General features: G+C 74.2%; 17 protein-coding genes. 8 read left to right on the forward strand and 9 right to left on the reverse strand.

The window, feature by feature from the left end; genetic code table 11:
* Nucleotides 1-260: 260 nt before the first annotated feature.
* Nucleotides 261-797 carry an HNH endonuclease gene (locus ACFYW7_RS01755; RefSeq protein WP_389497014.1) on the forward strand — a complete coding sequence of 179 codons (537 nt, stop codon included), beginning with the start codon at nucleotides 261-263 and terminating at the stop codon, nucleotides 795-797.
* Nucleotides 798-847: 50 nt separating this feature from the next.
* On the opposite strand, the gene ACFYW7_RS01760 is transcribed toward ACFYW7_RS01755, so the two are convergent.
* The 6 genes from ACFYW7_RS01760 to ACFYW7_RS01785 form a co-directional block, all read right to left on the reverse strand.
* Complete coding sequence (locus ACFYW7_RS01760) at nucleotides 848-1495, reverse strand: hypothetical protein (protein ID WP_389497015.1); 648 nt, start codon at nucleotides 1493-1495, stop codon at nucleotides 848-850.
* The gene (locus tag ACFYW7_RS01765) at nucleotides 1492-3042 is read right to left on the reverse strand and encodes a hypothetical protein (RefSeq protein WP_389497016.1); all 1551 of its coding nucleotides are present in this window, start codon (nucleotides 3040-3042) and stop codon (nucleotides 1492-1494) included. The genes ACFYW7_RS01760 and ACFYW7_RS01765 overlap by 4 nt, the downstream gene beginning before the upstream one ends.
* Nucleotides 3039-3782 carry an ABC transporter ATP-binding protein gene (locus ACFYW7_RS01770; protein WP_389498516.1) on the reverse strand — a complete coding sequence of 248 codons (744 nt, stop codon included), beginning with the start codon at nucleotides 3780-3782 and terminating at the stop codon, nucleotides 3039-3041. The genes ACFYW7_RS01765 and ACFYW7_RS01770 overlap by 4 nt, the downstream gene beginning before the upstream one ends.
* A gap of 113 nt (nucleotides 3783-3895) precedes the next feature.
* A complete protein-coding gene (locus tag ACFYW7_RS01775; protein ID WP_389497017.1) occupies nucleotides 3896-4789 on the reverse strand; it encodes a zf-HC2 domain-containing protein in 894 nt (297 codons plus the stop codon).
* Nucleotides 4786-5406 carry an RNA polymerase sigma factor gene (locus tag ACFYW7_RS01780; RefSeq protein WP_389497018.1) on the reverse strand — a complete coding sequence of 207 codons (621 nt, stop codon included), beginning with the start codon at nucleotides 5404-5406 and terminating at the stop codon, nucleotides 4786-4788. The genes ACFYW7_RS01775 and ACFYW7_RS01780 overlap by 4 nt, the downstream gene beginning before the upstream one ends.
* A gap of 33 nt (nucleotides 5407-5439) precedes the next feature.
* On the reverse strand, nucleotides 5440-8760 hold the full coding sequence (locus ACFYW7_RS01785; protein ID WP_389497019.1) for a beta-N-acetylglucosaminidase domain-containing protein: 3321 nt from the start codon (nucleotides 8758-8760) through the stop codon (nucleotides 5440-5442).
* Nucleotides 8761-8996: 236 nt separating this feature from the next.
* Here ACFYW7_RS01785 and ACFYW7_RS01790 point away from each other — a divergent pair, with 236 nt between their 5' ends.
* Genes ACFYW7_RS01790 through ACFYW7_RS01800 form a run of 3 tightly spaced genes read left to right on the forward strand, consistent with a single transcriptional unit; the run spans nucleotide 8997 to nucleotide 11713 of the window.
* Complete coding sequence (locus tag ACFYW7_RS01790) at nucleotides 8997-9266, forward strand: hypothetical protein (protein WP_389497020.1); 270 nt, start codon at nucleotides 8997-8999, stop codon at nucleotides 9264-9266.
* Nucleotides 9266-11413 (forward strand): 4-alpha-glucanotransferase, encoded by a 2148-nt coding sequence (gene malQ / locus ACFYW7_RS01795; protein WP_389497021.1) that lies wholly within the window; start codon nucleotides 9266-9268, stop codon nucleotides 11411-11413. The genes ACFYW7_RS01790 and malQ overlap by 1 nt, the downstream gene beginning before the upstream one ends.
* 57 nt (nucleotides 11414-11470) lie before the next feature.
* The gene (locus ACFYW7_RS01800) at nucleotides 11471-11713 is read left to right on the forward strand and encodes a hypothetical protein (protein ID WP_389497022.1); all 243 of its coding nucleotides are present in this window, start codon (nucleotides 11471-11473) and stop codon (nucleotides 11711-11713) included.
* 275 nt (nucleotides 11714-11988) lie between these two features.
* Here ACFYW7_RS01800 and ACFYW7_RS01805 read toward each other — a convergent pair whose 3' ends face one another.
* The gene (locus ACFYW7_RS01805; RefSeq protein WP_389497023.1) at nucleotides 11989-12618 is read right to left on the reverse strand and encodes a TetR family transcriptional regulator; all 630 of its coding nucleotides are present in this window, start codon (nucleotides 12616-12618) and stop codon (nucleotides 11989-11991) included.
* 185 nt (nucleotides 12619-12803) lie between these two features.
* Here ACFYW7_RS01805 and ACFYW7_RS01810 point away from each other — a divergent pair, with 185 nt between their 5' ends.
* Nucleotides 12804-14324 carry an FAD-dependent monooxygenase gene (locus tag ACFYW7_RS01810; RefSeq protein WP_389497024.1) on the forward strand — a complete coding sequence of 507 codons (1521 nt, stop codon included), beginning with the start codon at nucleotides 12804-12806 and terminating at the stop codon, nucleotides 14322-14324.
* Between the two features lie 189 nt (nucleotides 14325-14513).
* On the opposite strand, the gene ACFYW7_RS01815 is transcribed toward ACFYW7_RS01810, so the two are convergent.
* Complete coding sequence (locus ACFYW7_RS01815; RefSeq protein ID WP_389497025.1) at nucleotides 14514-14990, reverse strand: DUF1203 domain-containing protein; 477 nt, start codon at nucleotides 14988-14990, stop codon at nucleotides 14514-14516.
* 112 nt (nucleotides 14991-15102) lie between these two features.
* Here ACFYW7_RS01815 and pepN point away from each other — a divergent pair, with 112 nt between their 5' ends.
* On the forward strand, nucleotides 15103-17682 hold the full coding sequence (pepN, locus tag ACFYW7_RS01820; protein WP_389497026.1) for an aminopeptidase N: 2580 nt from the start codon (nucleotides 15103-15105) through the stop codon (nucleotides 17680-17682).
* Between the two features lie 163 nt (nucleotides 17683-17845).
* On the opposite strand, the gene ACFYW7_RS01825 is transcribed toward pepN, so the two are convergent.
* Complete coding sequence (locus ACFYW7_RS01825) at nucleotides 17846-18862, reverse strand: aspartate-semialdehyde dehydrogenase (protein WP_389497027.1); 1017 nt, start codon at nucleotides 18860-18862, stop codon at nucleotides 17846-17848.
* A 308-nt stretch (nucleotides 18863-19170) separates the two neighbouring features.
* Here ACFYW7_RS01825 and ACFYW7_RS01830 point away from each other — a divergent pair, with 308 nt between their 5' ends.
* Nucleotides 19171-19698, forward strand: coding sequence for an RNA polymerase sigma factor (locus tag ACFYW7_RS01830; protein WP_389497028.1), 528 nt, complete (start codon nucleotides 19171-19173; stop codon nucleotides 19696-19698).
* A gap of 1 nt (nucleotide 19699) precedes the next feature.
* Complete coding sequence (locus tag ACFYW7_RS01835) at nucleotides 19700-20473, forward strand: hypothetical protein (protein ID WP_389497029.1); 774 nt, start codon at nucleotides 19700-19702, stop codon at nucleotides 20471-20473.
* The last annotated feature ends 150 nt before the right edge of the window (nucleotides 20474-20623 follow it).

A 20623-nucleotide genomic window follows, 5' to 3' on the forward strand; every position in this document is an offset into this window, starting at 1 on the left:
CCAGGCGTAGCGGTCTGCCCACGGCCGGGGACACGAGGGGCGCCGTTCGGGCAGAACCACCACACTAACGGGGCATCGCGCGTGGATTGTTGCCTTACGCGGGGGAGAGACACCACTCACCTGGGGAGGAATGAGGTGTGGTCGAAAACACTCCCAGCCCGTTACCGGGACATGGTGGCGCTTCCACCAGGCATGAGGGGAGACTGACTGCAGATCGTCCCGGCGCGAGCCACGCGCCGCCGGCGTACAAGGAGGCATCCGTGCCGCATGTCCTGGTCCTCAACGCGTCGTACGAGCCCCTCGGCGTCGTACCGCTCCGCCGCGCGCTCGTCCTCGTCCTCGAGAACAAGGCCGTCTCTCTCGAGGAATCCGGCGCCTTCATGCACAGCGCGACCGTAACTGTCCCCGCACCCAGCGTGGTCCGGCTGAAAAGGTTCGTACGGGTTCCCTACCGAGGGCCCGTCCCGCTGACCAGGCGAGCTCTGTTCGCCCGCGACGGCGGCCGGTGCATGTACTGCGGTGGCGTCGCAACCAGCGTCGACCACGTCGTCCCGCGCTCCCGCGGGGGTCAGCACGCCTGGGACAACGTGGTGGCGTCCTGCCGCCGCTGCAACCACACCAAGGCCGACCGGCACCTGGTCGAGATCGGCTGGCGCCTGCGCCACAAACCGGCCCCGCCGTCCGGGCTCGCCTGGCGCATCATCGGAACCGGGCACAGGGACCCACGCTGGTTGCCCTACCTCCAGCCGTACGGCGCGGATGACGCGATGGCCCGGATCGACGGCATTTCCGCCTGACGATCCGGGCTTTCGTGTCGGCTCGCGGGGCCGTCCGGTGGGATCCCGTGTCAGCCGCGGGGTCCTTCGGGACGGGCCCCGCGGGTTGCGCAGAGTGCCGTCCCGGCCACGAAGAGTCCGATGCCGACGGCCCAGGCACCGCGCTGCGGACCCGGCTGCATGGACCAGGCCAGGACTGTCGCATGACTCACACGCGGCGAGGAGGCCGAGAGGTACACGGCGCTGAAGTACAGCGCCGTCGGCATCCAGCTGAGCCGGGCGCCGAGCAGCACCGACGCGCCCGCGGCGATACCGACGGCCCCCAGCGTGTTGCGGACCATCGCCGCCGCGCCGAACACCTGGGAGTTCCCCGGCACGGCGAAGGCCAGCAGCACCGCCGCGAGGGCGCTGAGGAGCAGCAGGTGAGCCAGACGCCGCGGCCACCAGGGGCGTACGGCGGTGTCGTCCAGCTCGCGGGTGTACGTGTGAAGACTCACGCCGATCGCCATCGACGCCAGCAGCGGGGCCAGCGCGATCAGCGGCACCCTGCGCTCCGGGTCGAGGTAGGCGTCCGGACGGCCCGCCATCCACACGGTGAGCAGCGCGGCGCCGACGAGGGCCGCGAGGGCCGTGGGAACGCCCCGCGAGCGGACGTAGAGGGCGAGCGGACGGGGCCCGGGTGCGGCCCGCGTCACAGGAGTGGTCCGTGGGGTGTTCACAGGGACGGCACCTCGCTCGGCTTCGGGTCGCATTCCCCGGCGGTCGCGAAGTAGCGGCCGAGCCAGGAGCGGCGTTCGTCGTCGGACAGGGCGGTGAGGCGGGCGTACGCCCTGTCCTCCGCCCGGTACCTCGCGAGTCTCTTCACGTCCCCGTCTTCCCGCGCCCGCGCCATGAATTGCTCACGCATATCCGCGGCCCCGGGGGTCGGGGCCAGCCAGCGCAGTACGGCGTCGTCCGCGATCTGGACCCGTCGAGCCGACGGGGGTCCCCCGCAGTCGAAGCGGACCAGCATGTAGGCCGCTTCCCACGCGTAGCGTCCGGGATCGGTCACCTCGCCGCGGACGGCGTTCCAGCCGAACGGGGTGAGGTTCGGCAGCTCTGCCTCGCCCCGGCGCGGGGGCCGCCCCAGGTCCTCGTAACGGGTCGGCAGGTTCTGCACGCCCTCCAGGCGGCCGGTGAGGCCGGACAGGGCCCGGGTCACCTCCGGCAGCATGCCCGGATAGTTCGCGTTGACACAGATGTTCGGGGTGGTCGAGGTGTCGCACACCTGGCGGTGGGCGAGCGGGTTGTCGCGCAGCAGGCCGTCGCCGGTCTGGACGAGGAGGACGGCGGCGCCGAGGGCGGCCGCGAGCGGCAGCAGCGCGGTGGCACGGCGGTACGCGGCGAGGGCCAGGACCGCGGCGGCGGCGAGCCCGGCGGCCCACAGGGCCGACAGCAGCGGGTACCACCAGACGGTGAGGTCGTGGTCACCGCGGACCTGGACCATGCAGAACGCGAGGTAGCGCAGGACGGACTGCTGGGTGCCGAGCACGCCGATGACGACGTATCCGCCGATCGCGAGCAGCGGAGCGGTCAGCCGGAAGGGGATCGCCCGCCCGGCCGCGTGACCGAGGACCGCGCAGGCGGCGAGCGTGAGGGTGTTCCCGGCGTGCACGACGAACGCGGGTCCGCCCGCCGACGCGTACGGCGCGCAGGCCGCCAACGTGCCCGCGACCACCAGCAGATGGGCCGCGACCAGCCAGCCGGCGAGCGGCAGGGCGGCCGCCAGGAACTGGACGAGCGGCGTACGGGCGGTGGAGGAGCGCAGCTCCGCCGTCCGGCGCCTGCGTTCCCTGCCGCCCTGCCAGGAGCCCGCGGCGAGTGCGAACGGAACACCGATCAGGGCGGCGGCGGTGCTCAGCGTCTCCGTCGTCATCCCCCAGCTCCCCTGCCACTGGTCCGCTCTGGCGGCCGTGGCCCAGGCGAGAGCGAGCAGCAGCGCCGCGCCCGCCCAGGGGGCGAAGCCGCGCAGCCACTCGGCGCGCAGGGGGTGCGGCGCGGAGCGGGGCTTTTGGGCCCGGCCGCCCGGTCGCGGGATCAGCCCGCCGTTCCGGCCGGACTCGGGGCCGGCGGCGCCGCCCGGGTCCGTGTCGGAGGACGCGCCGGCCGGGTCCGGGTCCGGGGACGCGCTGCTCGGGCCCGGGTTCGGGTTCAGGTCCGGGGTGGTGTCGGTCCGGGCAGGGGTGCGTGACGGGCCGTCTCCGCCCGGCTGGAGGCGTATGTTCATCGGCCGGCCCCCGTGGCCGCGCGGTGGCCGCGCAGGGCCGCCGTGTAACCGCGTTCGATGGCGTTGCCGTCGGCCTCGTGGCCGTCCGCGCCGAGCGCGGCGAGTGAGCTGGGCGTGCCGCGGTAGGCGACCTGGCCGGCCTCGATCAGGGTCACGTCCGTGCAGGCGGCGGCCACGTCCTCGACCAGGTGGGTGGAGACGATCACGGTGGCGGTCCGGCCCAGTTCCCGCAGCAACGCGCGGAACTCGACACGCTGTTCCGGGTCGAGGCCCGCGGTGGGCTCGTCGAGGAGCAGGAGCCGGGGGTCGTTCACGATGGCCTGGGCGATGCCGACGCGCCGGATCATGCCGCCGGACAGGGTCTTCACCTTGGCGTCGATCCGGTCGCCGAGGCCGACCCGGGCCACGGCCCGTTCGACCGCGTCGGAGGCGGCCGCGCGCGGCATTTCCTTCAGCCAAGCCACGTAGGCGACGAACTCCCGCACCGTGAAGCCCGGGTAGTACCCGAAGTCCTGCGGCAGATAACCGAGTTCCCGGCGCACCGCGCCGCGTGCCCGGTGGTCGCGCAGGTCGCCGCCGAGCATCTCCACCCGGCCCGCCGTGGGTTCCGCGACCGTCGCGAGGACGCGGATGAGCGAGGTCTTGCCCGCGCCGTTGGGGCCGAGCAGGCCGTGCACGCCGGGGGCGAAGTCCAGATCGACGGCGTCCAGGGCGGTGTTCCTGCGGTGCCGGACGGTCAGGCCGGAGACCCGTACGGCGACGGTCCGGGGGCCGTGCTCCCCGTGCCGTTCCGGGACCGTTCCGGGACCGTCGTCGCTGCCGACGGCAGGTGTGCCGGTCGTACCGGTGCTGTTCACATCGTCTCCAGACGGTTGTACGCGGTGCGGCGCGCGGCGAGGAGGAGGGCGCAGAGCGCGGTCGCCGCTGCCCAGCCCCCCTGCGACGGGGCGCCGGAGAAATAGAGGGAGAGCTGCTCGGTGAGACGGGCCGTGAGGCTGGTGCCGGTGTCCGCGAGGAGGGGAGCCGTGACCGCGAACAGCCAGCCCCCGCCGATCACCGTCGTCGCGGTACGGCATCGCACGTACGCGGAGAGCACGAGCGAGGCCAGGGTCAGAGTGAGCCCCGGCAGCAGCCAGCCGGCCGTCGTCGGCCCCGCCGGCAGGTGCGGGCCCGAGCCGGGGAGGAGCAGAGCCGCCACCGTCAGCGTCGGCAGGCTGACCGCCAGCACGGCGGCCGTCCGCATCAGCAGGAGGCGCAGGCCGCCGGAAGGGGTGGACGCGACGATCTCGTGCAGCGGATCGGCGTGCCTGCCGTAGGAGAGGGCGACCCCGGCCACGGGAACGACGGGGGCGACGGCCAGCAGCAGCGGCCGTGCGCCCGCCCAGTCGCCCCCGTACGTGAGTGCGACCGCCCCCACGGCGACCAGCACCACGGCCCCGGCCCAGGACCCGCGCACGGCGGGTCCGGCGGCCCAGACGATCCGCGCGAGCCACCCCCCGACGGCTCGCGCGGCCAAGACCGCCGACCTGCTCGGTGCGGGTGCGGGTTCGCGTACCGAGGTCAGGACCGCGTCGCGGACCTCCGCCAGTACCGTCCCGGCCGCGCCCGACCGGACCGCGTGCGAGACCCGTGCGGCGCAGGACCCGCAGCGCTCCACGTGCTTCTCCAGGGACCAGGCGTCGGACTCCGGGAGGGAGCCGTCCGTGTAGCGGGCGACGAGGTCGTCGGGGGCGTGCCAACCGGTCATGCCGGGCCTCCCAGGGGGGACGGAACCAGGGACGGATGCCGGGAGGTGTTCTGCGGCGGGTTCAGCTGGGCGAGGGCCGCCCGGAGTTCGGCGCGGGCGCGCATGGCACGCGTCTTGACGGTGCCTTCGGGAATGCCGAGCAGACGGGCGGTCTCCCGGGTGGTCAGCCCGTCCACGACCGTGGCCCGCAGCACCTCGCGCAGTTCGGGAGAGATGCGGTCCAGGGCCGTGCCCACGTCGCCGTACTCCAGTTCCGCCAGCACGCGGTCCTCGGCGGAGGGCGCGGGCACCGGCGCCGCGTACTCCACGCGGGCCGCCCGTTCCTGCACCCGGCGCGCGTCCACCAGACGCCGCGCGGCGATCGTCCACAGCCAGCCGCCGGCCTCCGCGCCCCGGTGGGTGCCGGCCGACCGCCAGACGGTCACGAAGGTGTCCTGCAACACCTCGCGCACGACCTCGGGATCGGCGCAGCGCCGGGTCAGCCGCGTGTGCAGCCAGCCGGCGTGCCGGTCGTACAGCGCGGCCATCGCCGCCGAGTCCCCGTCCGAGACGGCCCGCAGCAGCGCCGCGTCCGTGTCGTCCTCCCGGTGGCCCCTGAAGGGGCGGAACAGTCTCACACCCTGTCTATCGATCACTTCAGGGCCATTGGTTCACCCGGCGGGGGATTCCTGCCCCTCGGCCTTCTCCGCGACCGCGTACGCCTCCACCGACCACAGCGAATACCCGAACCGCGTCGCCCGTGTCATCCCCTGGACGCGTACGTAGCGGACGTCGGATTCGTCGAAGCGGAGGGACTCGCGGCCGCCGCGGCTGTCGTTCACCGTCGTCGCGGTGCGCCAGACGCGTCCGTCCGCGGAGACCTGGACGCGGTACGCGGACGCGTGCGCCTCCTGCCAGTTCAGCACGAGCCGGCCGAGCCGCGCCGGTTCGGCCAGCCGCACCTGCCACCAGGCGCCGTCCTCGGCCGGGGAGGACCAACGGGTCCCCGGATCACCGTCGTGGGCCGCGGCGGCCGGGAAGTCGGCGGTCTCGTCGCCGGACGAGGAGGCGGTGCCGGTGCGGGCCAGGTCGGGGCCCGCCGTGGGCGGGAAGGCGCGGACGGTCAGCGTCCGGGTCTGCGCGCCGAAGGCGACCGTGACGTCGTACGTGCCGGGGGGCGTCCCCGGCGGGACGGTCACCTCGACGAGGCGGTCGACGACGGCGCCGCGCCGCAGGGTCGGCGAGGACCGCGCGACCTCGACCTCGACGCCCTTCGGTCCGTGAGCGGTCAGTTCACCGCGCACGTCGGAGGGGCGCAGCGACCTCAGCCGGACCCCCACCCGCTGGGTGCCGCCGATCTCCACGTCCGTCACGGAGCGGGCCAGATCCAGTGCCACGGCGGGGGAGTCGGCGAACCACGGCACGAGGTGACGGACCTGGGCACGGGTGGGACCGCTGACCCGCAGCGCGTCGGCGCGCACGCCCACCGCGCCGATCTCCGTCGCGCCCCCGGCGTCCAGCGGACCGAGGAACCGCCAGCCCTCGCCCGGGACACGCGCCTCGACGAAGCCCGTCGTGCCGGGATCGGTGAGCACGCTCACGGCGCTGAGCGCCCGGGGGCGCGGGAGGCGGACGACACGGCTGTCCTGTCCCGTGCCGTCGTCCTGGCCTCGAGGGTCGTCCCCGGGTGCCGTCCCGTCCGGGGAGCCGCCGTCCGCGGGGTCGGCGCCGTCCGCCGTCGCGTCCCCGCCGGTCCCCGTGCCGCGGCCCGCCGGCGCCCCGGGGTCCTGCCGCGCGCCGTCGCCCGTGGCGGGCCCGTTGTCGAGACCCGCCCACTTCTCGTACGCCGTGCGGGCCTTCGTCAGGAACGGGTCGAGCACGCCCTCGCCGACCGTCACCCCGCTCGCCGCGAGCTCGGCGCGCAGCCGGTTCAGCGTCCGGTACGCCGTCCAGGCGGCCGTGGCGTCGCCGCTCGACTGGGCGCTCAGCAGGGTTACGGCCGTCTCGCCGGCCTCGCCGTAGCGGGCCAACTGCTCGGTCCAGGGCTCCACCTCGACGGCGATCGGGCGCCCGGCCAGCCGCCCCGGCGTCTCGCGCATCACCGTGAACGCGGCGCGCAGCCGTGTCGCCGCGCTCTCGTCGGCGGCGCGGTCCGTGCCCGCCCGCGCCTGCCAGAACGCCTCGATCAGGGGGCGCAGATACGCCGACTCCTCGCCGCCCAGGACGGAGGAGGCGTCGTTCCCGGCCAGCGCGCGCAGGGCGTCCTCGGTCCGGGCGTCGCCGTCCGCCAGGTCCTCGATCGCGGCGCTCCAGGACTCCTGCGGCCGGTAGTCCCGGGGGTTCCACGCGTAGTCGGCCGCGGTGAACAGCGGGATGCGGGAGGCCTCGGCCTGGGGCATCGCGTTCGCCAGCAGGGCGGCCGAGCCGGTGGCCACCGCCGGTTCGCGTCCCTGGTAGGGGCCCAGGAACACCCGGTCCTGCGCGTAGTCGTTGACGGGGTAGTTGTCCATCGTGACGAGCGGGTGGCTGCCGAACACCTCGCGGGTGCGCGCCAGTTCGCCGCCCGTGATCGTCTTCGGCACGACCCCGACGCCCGTCCAGGCGACCTCGACGCCCTCGTCCAGGGCGCTCGACAGCTGCCGGCGGTAGGCGGTCGAACCGTCCTCGTAGTACTCCGTCGGCATCAGGGACAGCGTGGCCACGTCCGGGTGGCGGGCGGCGAGGTGCCGGGCCACGGCGTTCGCCACCCGGGCCTGCGCCTTCGCCGCCGCCTCCGAACCGGAGCCGAACGCGTCCGCGTCCGCCTCGCAGTGCCACTCGGTGTAACTGACGTCCTGGAACTGGAGCTGGAAGGCCCGGAACCCGAGGGCCCACATCGCGTCGAGCTTGCGGGTGAGCGCCAGGACGTCGGCGTCCGAGGAGAAGCACATCGCCTGCCCGGGGGCCACCGCCCAGGTCAGCCCGACGTGATTGCGGCGCGCGCGGTCCGCCAGGTCCCGGAAGTGGGCGCGTTGCCCGGCCGGGTACGGCTCACGCCAGCGCGCCTGCCGGAAGAGGTCGTCGCCGGGACCGTAGACATAGCGGTTCTGCTTCGTCCGCCCCATGAAGTCCAGCTGGGCGAGGCGTTGTTCGGGGGTCCAGGGGCTGCCGTAGAACCCCTCGGTGGTGCCGCGCGCGGCGGTGCCGGGCCAGTCCCGGACGACTGCGCCGGCGATCCGGCGGTCGGCGCCGAGGAGCTGGCGCAGCGTCTGTACCGCGTGGTACAGGCCGTCTTCGCCGACTCCGGCGAGGGCGACGGTGTCGCGTCCGTCGGCGCGGCCGACGGCCAGCCGGTAGCCGCCGGAGGGGAGATCGGCGCGGGGCGCGGCGCCGAGCGCCGTGAGCACCCGCTCCAGGGAATCCGGTCCGGCGCCCGTGGCGGAGAAGGAGCTCACGCCTCGCGCGCCCTGACCTCCGGAGTTCGCCGGCTCCGTGCCCACCCGTATCACCAGAGCGCGCGCGGGGAGCGTGTCGCCGTCGCGCGCCGTCGTGATGCTGCGGGCGCCGGCCTGTCGCAGCAGCGCGCGCAACGCCTCGAGGGCGTACGGGTCGGGCGGGGTCTCCGAGGCGCGCGGATCGATGGCCACGCCGGGGGCGTACGGAGCCTGAGGGGCGCCGGGGGAGTACAAGCCGGAGCGGGTGCCGCCGGGAGGGCCGGACGCCGTCGTCGAGCCGGTGACCAGGACGACCTCGTCCGTGACCGTGACGGGAGTGCCGTTCGGGCGCAGGGACTGCGGGCGGGGCCAGACGGCGGGCACACCGCCGGTGGACCGGTCGTCCGCGGCGGCCGCCGGACCGGAGGGCGCCGCGACGGCAGCCGGAGCCGTGCCGAGTGCGCCCGCGACCACGGCCAGCGCGAGCACGGTCGCCCCTCTTCCACGCCGGAGCCGCACGTTCCCCCCTCGTAGCTCGCCGCCCCCACCGCAATGTCGGGGTGGCGACGAGCCCACCATCCGCGTGGTGAACGTGTCAACGAAGGCGGTCGAAGTGTCAGGATTGCCCCAGCCTGGACGGGTGGTCCGGAGGCGAGGTGCGGCGACGGCGTGTGACCAGGAGCACGTTGTCCGTCCGTGCGCGTCTGCCCTCGCGCCCGCTGGGTAGGGCTGCGGTAACCACCAGGGCATCCGATTCCGGCACGATCCCCCGGAATGCCCCGGGCGCCCGATCCGACCTCGACAAGGAGGCCCCCGTGGCCGCATCGGCACACCTTCTCCTCTCGGCCCTGTCCGAACGCGGACCGGAGACGTCCGTCCCCGGCCCCCGCGCCGGCCGGGCCTCCACCGAACCCGACGGCGCCCACCTGTGCCTGCTCAGCGCCGAAGGCGCCTGCGCCGAGGTGCCGCTGACCAGCGAACCCCCGCTGCCCGACGCGGAACCGCTGACCAGCGAGCCGCCGCTGGCCGACGCCGCCCATCTGACGAGCGAGCCCACCTCGACCGGCGCCGCGTCGGGGGCCTGATGGCATCCAGGGAGCCCGCCGGCCCGCCGCGGCCGCCGTCCGAGCCCGCGCCGCGGACACCCCTGTCCCGGCTCGCCGAACTGCACGGCGTGGCCGCCTCCTACAGCCCCTCCCCGGACCGTACGGTCGCGGCCACGGACGCCGCGCTCGTCGCGATCCTGGCGGCGCTCGGTGTCGACGCGAGCACCCCGGACGCCGTACGCGCCGCCCTCGCGCTCCACGAGGCCGAGACGGCGGCCCGGCTGCTGCCGCCGACGCTGGTGAGCTGGGACGGTCACGCCCCCGCCGCACTGGCCGGGCTGCCGGACGGCACCCTGCTGCGCGTCACCACCGAACGGGGCGAGGCCCGCGCGTCCGCCGACCGGCTCCCGCCCGGCGTCCACGCGCTGCACGCCACCGCCCCCGACGGCCGCACCGCCGACGTCCACCTCGTCGCCGCCCCCGCCCGGCTCCCCGCCCCGCCCGGACGCGCGTACGGCCTGCTCGTCCAGCTCTACTCCCTGCTCTCCCGCCGCTCCTGGGGCATGGGCGACCTCGGCGACCTCGGCGAGCTGACCGCCTGGGCCGGCCGGGCGCTCGGCGCCGGATTCGTCCAGGTCAACCCGCTGCACGCGGCGGTGCCCGGCGACCCCACCGACCCCTCCCCGTACCGGCCCTCCTCCCGCCGCTACCCCGACCCGGTGCACCTGCGCGTCGAGGACATCCCCGAATACCCGTACGCCGAGGACCGGGACCAGCTGCGCGCGGTGCTCGAGCGCGCCGAGCGGCTGCGCGAATCCGTCCTGCGCAAGGGCGCGTTGATCGACCGCGACGCCGTGTGGGACCTCAAGCGCGAGGCGCTCGAAGCGGTCCGCGCGGTGCCGCTCGGGCCCGGCCGGCAGGCCGCGTACGCCGACTTCCTCGCCGCGGAGGGCCAGGCGCTGGAGGACCACGCCACCTGGTGCGCGTTCGCCGAGGCGCACGGCAGCGACTGGCGGAGCTGGCCCGCCGGTCTGCGCGACCCCCGTTCGTCCGAGACCGCCCGGGCGCGCGGCGAACTGATGGACCGCGTCGACTTCCACAGCCGCCTCGCCTGGCTCACCGACGCCCAGCTCGCCGCCGCCCAGCGGTCCGCGCGCGACGCGGGCATGTCCGTCGGGCTGGTGCACGACCTGGCCGTCGGGGTCCACCCCGACGGGGCCGACGCCTGGGCGCAGCAGGAGTACTTCGCCGCCGGGATGTCCGTCGGCGCGCCCCCCGACGCCTTCAACGCCCGCGGCCAGGACTGGGGCCTGCCGCCCTGGCGGCCCGACCGCCTGGCCGCCTCCGGATACGCCCCCTACCGCCACCTCCTGCGCGCCCTCCTGCGGCACGCGGGCGCCCTGCGCATCGACCACGTCATGGGCCTGTTCCGGCTGTGGTGGATCCCCCAGGGACAACCGCCCACGGAGGGCTCGTACGTCCGCCACGACGCCGAGGCGATGCTCGCGATCCTGGTGCTGGAGGCCTCGCGGGCCGGAGCGCTGGTGATCGGCGAGGACCTCGGGACGGTCGGACCCGGAGTGCGCGAGAGACTCCAGGAACGCGGGGTGCTGGGCACCTCGGTGCTGTGGTTCGAACGCGACTGGGAGGGCGACGGCGCGCCCCTGCCCCTCGACCGCTGGCGCGCCGACTGCCTGGCCACCGCCACCACTCACGACCTGCCGTCCACCGCGGCCCGGCTCACCGGCGAACACGTCGAGCTCCGCGACCGGCTCGGCCTGTTGACCCGCCCCCTCGGTGAGGAACGGGCCGCAGCGGCCGCGGACACCCGGGAGTGGCTGGCGCTGCTCTCCCGGCTCGGGCTGCTGCGGGGGCGGGACGGAGGGGCGCCCTCCTCGGCCGAGGAGGCCGAGATCCAGGCCGTGCACCGCTTCCTGATGCGCACCCCGGCGCGCCTGATCGGTGTCTGGCTGCCGGACGCCGTCGGTGACCGCCGTCCGCAGAACCTCCCCGGAACCTGGGACGAGTACCCCAACTGGCGCCTGCCCGTGGCCGACGCCGAGGGGCGCCCGGTGACCCTGGAGGAACTGGCCGCCTCCCCCCGGCTGCACGCCCTGGTCGACGTCGTGCGGGCGGAGAGCGGCCGGGCCGGACCGCCCGGGAACCCGCCGCGCCGGGCCCCGTGACCTCCGTACGGCACCCCCGGGCGCGCGGCCCTGTCAGCTGTTCGCTACGTTTGCACCGTGGACAAGAAGAACGCTCTGCGCGCCGGTGCCCTGGCCGCCGGTACGACGCTGATGATGCTGCTCATGTCGTCCCCCGCGCTCGCGCTGACCCGCGACGACGGTGACGACCCCGGCTCCGGCCTGAGCGTGATCGAGACGCTCAGCCTCTACGTCCTGGCGCCGATCGGGCTGTTCGTGATCATCGCCGGCCTGGTGATGGTCCTGGACAAGTCCGCCGACCGGCAGCCGAAGCAGGGCTGAGCGCCGCTCGCGCACCGACTCCCCGTCGAGGGGGTCTTCGCACCCACGGGTGCGAAGACCCCCTCGACGCGTTTTGGGTCCCCCGTCCGGTGCCGGGCGTCCGCGTCGCGTGGGGCCGTTCCGTCCGGATGCCCGGCCCGGGCGTGGTCGTCCCGTTCCGGGGGTGCGGCCCGGGCGGCGGCCGTTCCGTCCGGGGGCTCGCGTCCCGGACCTCTGCCCGCCTTGACCTCTGGCCGCCCGGTCTTGCGCCTGTCCGATCCTCTGCCTGTCCGGTGCTACGGGTGCGGTGCCGTCAGATACCGCTGCACCGTGGGGCCCAGCCACGCCACGATCTCCTCGCGGTGCAGCGTGACGGCCGGGGGCAGACGCAGGACGTAGCGGGTGAGCGCGAGTCCGAGCAGTTGTGAGGCGCAGAGCGCGGCGCGGGCCGGAGCCTGCTCGGGGTCGGGACAGAAGTGCCGGGTCGTCGGCATCAACTGGTCCCTGAAGATGCTCTGCATCCGCTCGGCGCCCGACCGATTGGTGGCGCTGACCCGGAGCAGCGCGGTGAGGACCTCGTTCTCCTCCCACAGGTCGAGGAAGTGGCCCACCAGGAGGCGGCCCACGTCGTCCGGATCGAGGGCCGTCGGATCGGGCAGCCGCAGATCGACGTCGAGGACGGCCGCGAACAGCCCCTCCTTCGAGCCGTAGTAGCGCATGACCATCGACGGGTCGATGCGCGCGTCCTTGGCGATGGCGCGGATCGTCGCGCGCTCGTAGCCGTCGGCCGCGAAGCGCTCACGGGCCGCGGCGACGATCGCGCCGCGGGTGGCGTCGGACCGGCGAGGGGCCGTCGCGGGAGCGGCGGCGGGCACCGTGCCGGCACCGTCGTCCGAGCTGGACTCGTGCTGTTCCTGGACGTGCATGCCAACAACCGTAGGCCAACACTTGTTGACAGTCCAGCAGCGCCTTTCTATCCTTGCCAACAACCGTTGGCCAACGAGTGTTGGCGCACTGTTGCCGGGTAGGACGAGGCCGGTACGCGGGGGTTGGCCGACGGTCGTCGGCCGGTGGACGCCGGCCGGCCGGCGTCGGCATCGGAGGAGCCGTCATGACCGGCAACACGCGCACGCCCCCCAGCACCCCGCTCGGCACGCCCGAACCCACGCGCCGCCGGGTGATCGTCGTCGGCTCGGGGCCCACCGGCCTGTTGCTGGCCGGCGACCTCGCCACCGCGGGTGTCCCCGTCACCCTCGTCGAGAAGCGCCCCCGCGGGATCAGCAACCTCTCCCGCGCCTTCGTCCTGCACGCCCGCACCCTGGAGCAGCTCGACGCCCGGGGCCTCGCCGACGACCTGGAGCGCAAGGGCCGGGCCCTCGACCGCGTCCGGCTCTTCGGCGGCCTCTCGCTCACGCTGGACACGCTGCCCTCCCGTTTCGGCCACCTGCTGGTGATCCCGCAGTACGAGGTGGAGGAGGCGCTGTCGCGCCGGGCGGAGAAGGCCGGAGTGCGGTTCGCGCACGAGACGGAGGTGACCGGACTGCGGCAGGACACGGACGGGGTGACGCTCGAGGTCCGGGGCCCCGGCGGCGTACCGGGCGAGCTGGCGGCCGACTACGTCGTCGGGACGGACGGGATGCGCAGTGCGGTGCGGGAGGCGATCGGGCTGCCGTTCCCCGGCAGGTCGGTCATCCGGTCCGTCGTGCTCGCGGACGTCCGGCTCGACGAGGAACCGGAGTCGGTGCTGACCGCCGACGCCGTCGGCGACGCGTTCGCCTTCATCGCGCCCTTCGGCGACGGCTACCACCGCGTCATCGGCTGGCACCGAGGCCGGGACGTCCCGGACAGCGAACCGGTCGGACTGGACGAGGTCAAGGAGATCGCCCGGCTGGCGCTCGGGCGCGACTACGGCATGCGCGACGCCCGCTGGATGTCCCGCTTCCACAGCGACGAGCGGCAGGCGCCCGCCTACCGCGTGGGCCGCGTCTTCCTCGCGGGCGACGCCGCGCACGTGCACACCCCGGCCGGCGGCCAGGGCATGAACACCGGGCTCCAGGACGCGGCGAACCTCGGCTGGAAGCTCGCGGCCGTGTCCGACGGGCTCGTGGACGAGAGGCTGCTGGACACCTACGAGGCCGAACGGCACCCCGTCGGCGCCTCCGTGGTGCGCAGCAGCGGCGGCATCGTCCGGCTCGCTATGGCCAAGAACCCCTGGACACGGGCACTGCGCGCGGGGATCACCACGGTCCTCGGCCGCGTCGGCCCCGCTCGGCGCAGGGCGGTCGGACGGATCACGGGCATCGGGTACGCGTACGGGGCCCCGCGCGGCGCCCACCGGCTGGTCGGCACCCGCGCCCCCGACGTCGCCCTGAGGGGTGGCGGCCGGCTCTACGAAGCCCTGCGGGGCGGGCGGTTCGTCCTGATCGCCCCGCGGTCGTACGAGGCCGGGGAGATCGGGCGGTCGGAGAGGGACGTGGACGCTCTCGCGGTGGAGCGCTGGGCGGGCGAACGGCGTACGACGGTGCTGGTGCGGCCCGACGGATACGTGGCCTGGGCCGCCGAGTCCCCGGACACCGCCGACGTCGCGGCGGCCCTCGTCGCCGCCGTGGGCACCCCGAGGAACCCGGCCTAGCGGCGGGTGGCGGGGGCCGTACGCCCCGCGGGACGCCCGGGACGCCCGGGACGCCCGGGACGCCCGGGACGCCCGGGACGCCCGGGACGCCCAGGACGCCCGCGGCGTCCCGCCCCCCCCCGCCCCCGCCGCGCCGAAGCCCCCGGTCACGTGCTCACCGACCGAGGAGCCCGGCCCCGGCCGGACGCCCTAGTCCCGGCGCACCTCGTACAGGAAGCAGCCGTACTCCACCGCCCGCACATGGAGCAACTCCACCTCCGGATCGGTGAACGCGGCCGTGAACGCCTCGTCGAAGCCGTCCGCCGTCGGCACCAGCCGTCCGCCCAGGATGTGCCCCTGGGCCGAGTAGCGGCGGACCGTGCGGTGGGAGTTCGTGAACGGCAGGGCGTCCCCGGCCGGACCCGCGCACGGGTCCGCGTGGACGAAGACCGGCCCCAGCTCCTCGTAGGCGCCCGGCTCGGCGCCGGTTCGCGCGGCCCAGCGCCGCAGCGGCGCGTACGAGACGAGCGCGATGCGCTCACCGGGCTCGCTGCGGCGCAGGCAGCAGCGCAGCAGCGCGCCGCCCTCCTCGTCGGTCAGCGGCACGAGCGGACGGCCCGCGTCGTCGGTGTCGCGGAGTTCCTTCAACGCGGCCGGGTCGATGGGGTGTGCGGTGTACGTCGTCATACGTCCAGGCTCGCGCCCGCGCGGGCCCGGCACCGGCGGGAAACGGACATCGCGTTCCGCGCGGGTCCCGTGGAAGGATGGCGCAACCCACACATAACGAGGAGATGACCGCGTGCCTGGCACAAACCTGACCCGCGAAGAGGCGCAGCAGCGCGCGAAGCTGCTCACCGTTGACTCGTACGAGATCGATCTCGACCTCTCCGGCGCGCAGGAGGGCGGCACCTACCGGTCCGTGACCACGGTGCGCTTCGACTCCGCCGAGACCGGCGCGGAGTCGTTCATCGACCTGGTGGCCCCGACGGTCCACGAAGTCACCCTCAACGGCGACCCGCTCGACCCCGCCGAGGTGTTCGAGGACTCGCGGATCGCGCTGCCGGGTCTCCTTCAGGGGCGCAACGTCGTCCGTGTCGTGGCGGACTGCGCCTACACCAACACCGGTGAAGGACTGCACCGCTTCGTCGACCCCGTCGACCAGCAGGCCTACCTGTACACCCAGTTCGAGGTCCCGGACGCGCGCCGCGTCTTCGCGTCCTTCGAGCAGCCCGACCTGAAGGCCACCTTCCAGTTCACCGTGAAGGCGCCGTCCGGCTGGACGGTCATCTCCAACTCGGCGACCCCGGAGCCCAAGGACGACGTCTGGGTCTTCGAGCCGACACCGCGGATCTCGACGTACATCACCGCGCTGATCGTCGGCCCGTACCACTCCGTGCACAGCGTGTACGAGAAGGACGGACAGACCGTCCCGCTCGGCATCTACTGTCGCCCCTCGCTCGCCGAGTTCCTCGACTCGGACGCGATCTTCGAGGTCACCCGGCAGGGCTTCGAGTGGTTCCAGGAGAAGTTCGACTACGCGTACCCGTTCACGAAGTACGACCAGCTCTTCGTGCCCGAGTTCAACGCCGGCGCGATGGAGAACGCGGGCGCGGTCACCATCCGCGACCAGTACGTCTTCCGTTCCAAGGTCACCGACGCCGCGTACGAGCTGCGCGCCGAGACGATCCTGCACGAGCTGGCCCACATGTGGTTCGGCGACCTCGTGACCATGGAGTGGTGGAACGACCTCTGGCTGAACGAGTCGTTCGCCACCTACACCTCCATCGCCTGCCAGGCCTACCACCCCGACAGCCGGTGGCCGCACTCCTGGACCACGTTCGCCAACTCCATGAAGACGTGGGCGTACCGGCAGGACCAACTGCCCTCCACCCACCCGATCATGGCCGAGATCCGCGACCTCGACGACGTGCTCGTCAACTTCGACGGCATCACGTACGCCAAGGGCGCCTCCGTCCTCAAGCAGCTCGTCGCCTACGTCGGCATGGACGAGTTCTTCAGCGGCGTCCAGGCCTACTTCAAGGCCCACGCGTACGGCAACACGCGCCTGTCCGACCTCCTCGGCGCCCTGGAGGAGACCTCCGGACGCGACCTCGGGACCTGGTCGCAGAAGTGGCTCCAGACGGCCGGGATCAACATCCTGCGCCCGGAGATCGAGACCGACGCCGACGGCGTCGTCACCGCCTTCGCCGTCCGCCAGGAGGCCCCGGCCCTGCCGGCCGGCGCCCAGGGCGCGCCCACCCTGCGCCCGCACCGCATCGCGGTCGGCCTCTACGACTTCGACGCCGACAGCGGCAAGCTCGTCCGCGGCGAGCGCGTGGAGCTGGACGTGGACGGGGAGCTGACCGCCGTTCCGCAGCTCGTCGGCAAGCGCCGCCCCGACGTGATCCTGCTCAACGACGACGACCTGTCGTACGCCAAGGTCCGCCTCGACGAGGCCTCGCTGGCCTTCGTCACCGAGCACCTCGGCGACTTCGCGTCCTCCCTCCCGCGCGCTCTCTGCTGGGCCTCCGCCTGGGACATGACGCGCGACGCCGAGCTCGCCGCCCGCGACTACCTGGCCCTGGTGCTGTCCGGCATCGGCAAGGAGTCCGACATCGGTGTCGTCCAGTCGCTGCACCGCCAGGTGAAGCTCGCGATCGAGCTGTACGCCGACCCGACCGCCCGCGAGGCGCTGCTGACCCGCTGGACGGACGCGACGCTCGCCCACCTGCGCTCGGCCGAGGCCGGCAGCGACCACCAGCTCGCCTGGGCCCGTGCCTTCGCGGCGACCGCGCGCACGCCGGAACAGCTGGACCTCCTGGAGGCCCTGCTCGAAGGCCGCGAGACCATCGAGGGTCTCGCCGTCGACACCGAGCTGCGCTGGGCGCTCGTCGAGCGGCTCGCGGCCGTCGGACGCTTCGACGAGGCGGAGATCGCCGCCGAGTACGAGCGCGACAGGACGGCCGCCGGCGAGCGGCACGCGGCCACCGCCCGGGCGGCCCGTCCCACCGAGGAGGCGAAGGCGGAGGCCTGGGCCTCGGTCGTCGAGTCCGACAAGCTCCCGAACGCCGTGCAGGAAGCGGTCATCGCGGGCTTCGTCCAGACCGACCAGCGGGAGCTGCTCGCCCCGTACACGGACAAGTTCTTCGCCGTGGTCAAGGAGATCTGGGACTCGCGGTCGCACGAGATCGCGCAGCAGGTCGCGACCGGTCTCTACCCGGGCATCCAGATCGCCCGGGAGACCCTGGACAAGACGGACGCCTGGCTGCTCTCGGCCGAGCCCAGCGCCGCCCTGCGCCGCCTGGTCTCGGAGTCCCGCTCGGGCGTCGAGCGAGCCCTGAAGGCGCAGGCGGCGGACGCGCAGGCGGCCACCGCGTAGGTCCCGACCGGGTGGTTCGTGAACGTGGGGTCCGCGGACGGCTGTCCGCGGACCCCACGCGCGTGGACCACGTGCCCGGTGCTCGGCGCCCGCGGAAAGCGGAAGCCGGAGGGGCGGGCACCGACCGGTGCCCGCCCCTCCGGCGTGGGGTGGATCCGGGGTGTCAGCCCTTGAGCTCGGCCGCCACCAGCTCCGCGATCTGGACCGCGTTCAGCGCGGCGCCCTTGCGGAGGTTGTCGCTCGAGACGAACAGCGCGAGGCCGTGCTCGGCGGTCTCGTCCTGCCGGATGCGCCCGACGTACGAGGCGTCCTTGCCGGCGGCCTGGAGCGGGGTCGGGATGTCGGACAGGACGACACCGGGGGCGCCCCCGAGGAGCTCGGTGGCGCGCTCGACGGAGAGCGGACGCGCGAAGCGGGCGTTCACCTGGAGGGAGTGGCCGGAGAAGACCGGGACACGGACACAGGTGCCGGAGACCTTGAGACCGGGGATCTCCAGGATCTTGCGGGACTCGTTGCGGAGCTTCTGCTCCTCGTCGGTCTCGTTCAGGCCGTCCTCGACGATCGAACCCGCGAGGGGGAGCACGTTGAAGGCGATCGGGCGCTTGTAGACGGTCGGCTCGGGGAAGTCGACGGCCTCGCCGTCATGGGTCAGCCGGTCCGCGTCGGCGACGACCTTCAGGGCCTGGCCGTGCAGCTCCGCGACGCCCGCGACGCCCGAACCGGACACCGCCTGGTAGGTGGCGACGACCAGCGCCTCCAGCCCCGCCTCCTCGTGCAGCGGCTTCAGGACCGGCATCGCGGCCATCGTCGTGCAGTTCGGGTTGGCGATGATGCCCTTGGGGCGGTCGGTGATCGCGTGCGGGTTCACCTCGGACACGACGAGGGGTACCCCGGGGTCCTTGCGCCAGGCGGAGGAGTTGTCGATCACGACCGCGCCCTGGGAGGCGACCTTCTCGGCCAGCGCCTTGGAGGTGGCTCCGCCCGCGGAGAACAGCACGATGTCCAGGCCCGAGTAGTCCGCCGTGGAGGCGTCCTCCACCGTGACCCCGTCGACGACCGTCCCGGCCGAACGGGCCGAGGCGAACAGACGCAGCTCCGCGACCGGGAAGTCCCGCTCGACGAGGATCCTGCGCATGGCTGTGCCGACCATACCGGTGGCTCCGACGATTCCGACCCTCACGGCGACTCCCTTGACGTGCGTTCTACGAGGTCCAGCGCTTCCATCATGCGTCTGACCCCGGTCCGCGTGTCCAATCCTTTCGTCGCGCCGCCCAAGGGGTGGGACGCCCGGACGCGTGCCGAGGAGCCCGATCCTGCGGCGGCCGGGCGTCCCGGTACGAAGAAATCGCCCGGTGACACGGGGGAACCGCAAGCCGTACGGTGTGGGCGCCGCCATGGCCTCGGGCCCGGTGTGACGTACGACTCCGTGAACCCGCCCGAACGTTTCGGCCCGCACCGGCGTCGTAGGGGGGACGCGGGAGGGGAGGGGTGGCTGTGCTGCGCAGAAAGCCACGCCGCGCACCGGGGGCGGACGATCCCCTGGACGCGGTGCAGGAACGCCGGGTGCGTGCGGTGCTCGCGCTCGGCGGCGTACCGCAGGCGGACCTGCCGGACGGGGTGCAACAGGTCCGGCTACGGCTGCTGGAACGGGCCGCCAAGGGGGACGAGGCGCCGCGCGACGTGTCCGCCTGGGCGGCGGTCGTCGCCTCGAACCTCGCGATGGACTGGCACCGGGCCAGGCGTCGGCAGGACCGGCTGGGCGAACGACTCGCCTCGCTGCGACAGTTGGAGCAGCCCTCCGACGAGGAGGCCAGCGTGCTCTCGCTGGCCGTCGCCCAGGGACTGGACGAACTGCCCGACGCCCAGCGCCAGGTCCTCGTCCTGCGGTTCTACGCCGACCTGCCCGTGCGGGACATCGCCGCGGAACTGGGCATACCCGAGGGCACGGTCAAGAGCAGGCTGCACACGGCGGTCCGCGCGCTGCGCGCCCGCCTGCACGAGGACGAGGTGGTGTGACGTGGCCGAGTACGAGGACATGGACCCGCTGCTGGCCGCGATCACGGACGACGCACTGCCCGAAGGCGCTCGCGACGATGTCGTGTTCATGGCCGAGCACCGGTCGGCGCGAGCGGACGTGGACGTGCTCCGGGACCAGCTGATCATCATCGGGGACGCGCTCGCGGGCGCGGAGTCCGGCAAGGCGGCCGAGCGGGACCGCGGGTCCCGGCAACGCCGGGGGTTCCGCGGGCCGCGGAGTCCACGCGGGTCCGGGGGCGGGCGTCCGGGCGGCGCCCCGATCAAGCGCCCCCGGAATCGCGGCGCCCTCGCCGTGGGCGTCCTGGCGGCGGCCGCGGTGACCTCGATGGTCGTCGGGATGGGCTGGCTGGTCGCGCAGGGCGGGACGGGTGCGGCGGACAAGGCCGCCAGTGACTCCAAGAAGGACGCCGGAAGCCAGCAGTTGCAGACCGGGCCCGGCTACCTCGCCTGCGCCCGGCTCGTCGCGGAGGGCACGGTCACCGAGGTGAGCCGGGTCCCCGGCACCACGCAGGACCGGATCACCCTCGACGTGTACCACTACTACAAGCCGGCCAAGGGCGAGAAGGAGGTCGTCTTCCTGATGGACAGGAACGTCGATCCGCGGCTGCACCGGGGTGACGAGGCGCTGGTCGGTATCCAGCAGCACAGCGTGACTCCCGACATCTGGGCCACGGGCGAGGCGGACATCGCCCGCGACCGTGCCTGGATCGTCAAGGCGCTCCCCGAGGCGCGGGCCATGCGCTGCGCCCGCTGAGAGGTGGCCGACGAGACGCGGGCGGTGAGGGCGGGGCGGACGAGGGGCGGTCCGGGGGCGGGGCCGCACGCCGCACCGACGGACGGCGCACGAAGGCTCGACGGCACACGAAAAGGGCGGGCGTCCGTCTCCGGACGCCCGCCCTCGCCC

Source organism: Streptomyces sp. NPDC002580 (assembly GCF_042889485.1).
Lineage (GTDB): Bacteria > Actinomycetota > Actinomycetes > Streptomycetales > Streptomycetaceae > Streptomyces.

Coding starts and splice junctions, on each gene's coding strand:
- ACFYW7_RS01815 (WP_389497025.1), bottom strand. CDS start 14,990: ATGACGACGTACACCGCACACCCCATCGACCCGGCCGCGTTGAAGGAA.
- ACFYW7_RS01805 (WP_389497023.1), bottom strand. CDS start 12,618: ATGCACGTCCAGGAACAGCACGAGTCCAGCTCGGACGACGGTGCCGGC.
- malQ (WP_389497021.1), top strand. CDS start 9,266: ATGGCATCCAGGGAGCCCGCCGGCCCGCCGCGGCCGCCGTCCGAGCCC.
- ACFYW7_RS01785 (WP_389497019.1), bottom strand. CDS start 8,760: ATGGTGGGCTCGTCGCCACCCCGACATTGCGGTGGGGGCGGCGAGCTA.
- ACFYW7_RS01775 (WP_389497017.1), bottom strand. CDS start 4,789: ATGACCGGTTGGCACGCCCCCGACGACCTCGTCGCCCGCTACACGGAC.
- ACFYW7_RS01765 (WP_389497016.1), bottom strand. CDS start 3,042: ATGAACATACGCCTCCAGCCGGGCGGAGACGGCCCGTCACGCACCCCT.
- ACFYW7_RS01810 (WP_389497024.1), top strand. CDS start 12,804: ATGACCGGCAACACGCGCACGCCCCCCAGCACCCCGCTCGGCACGCCC.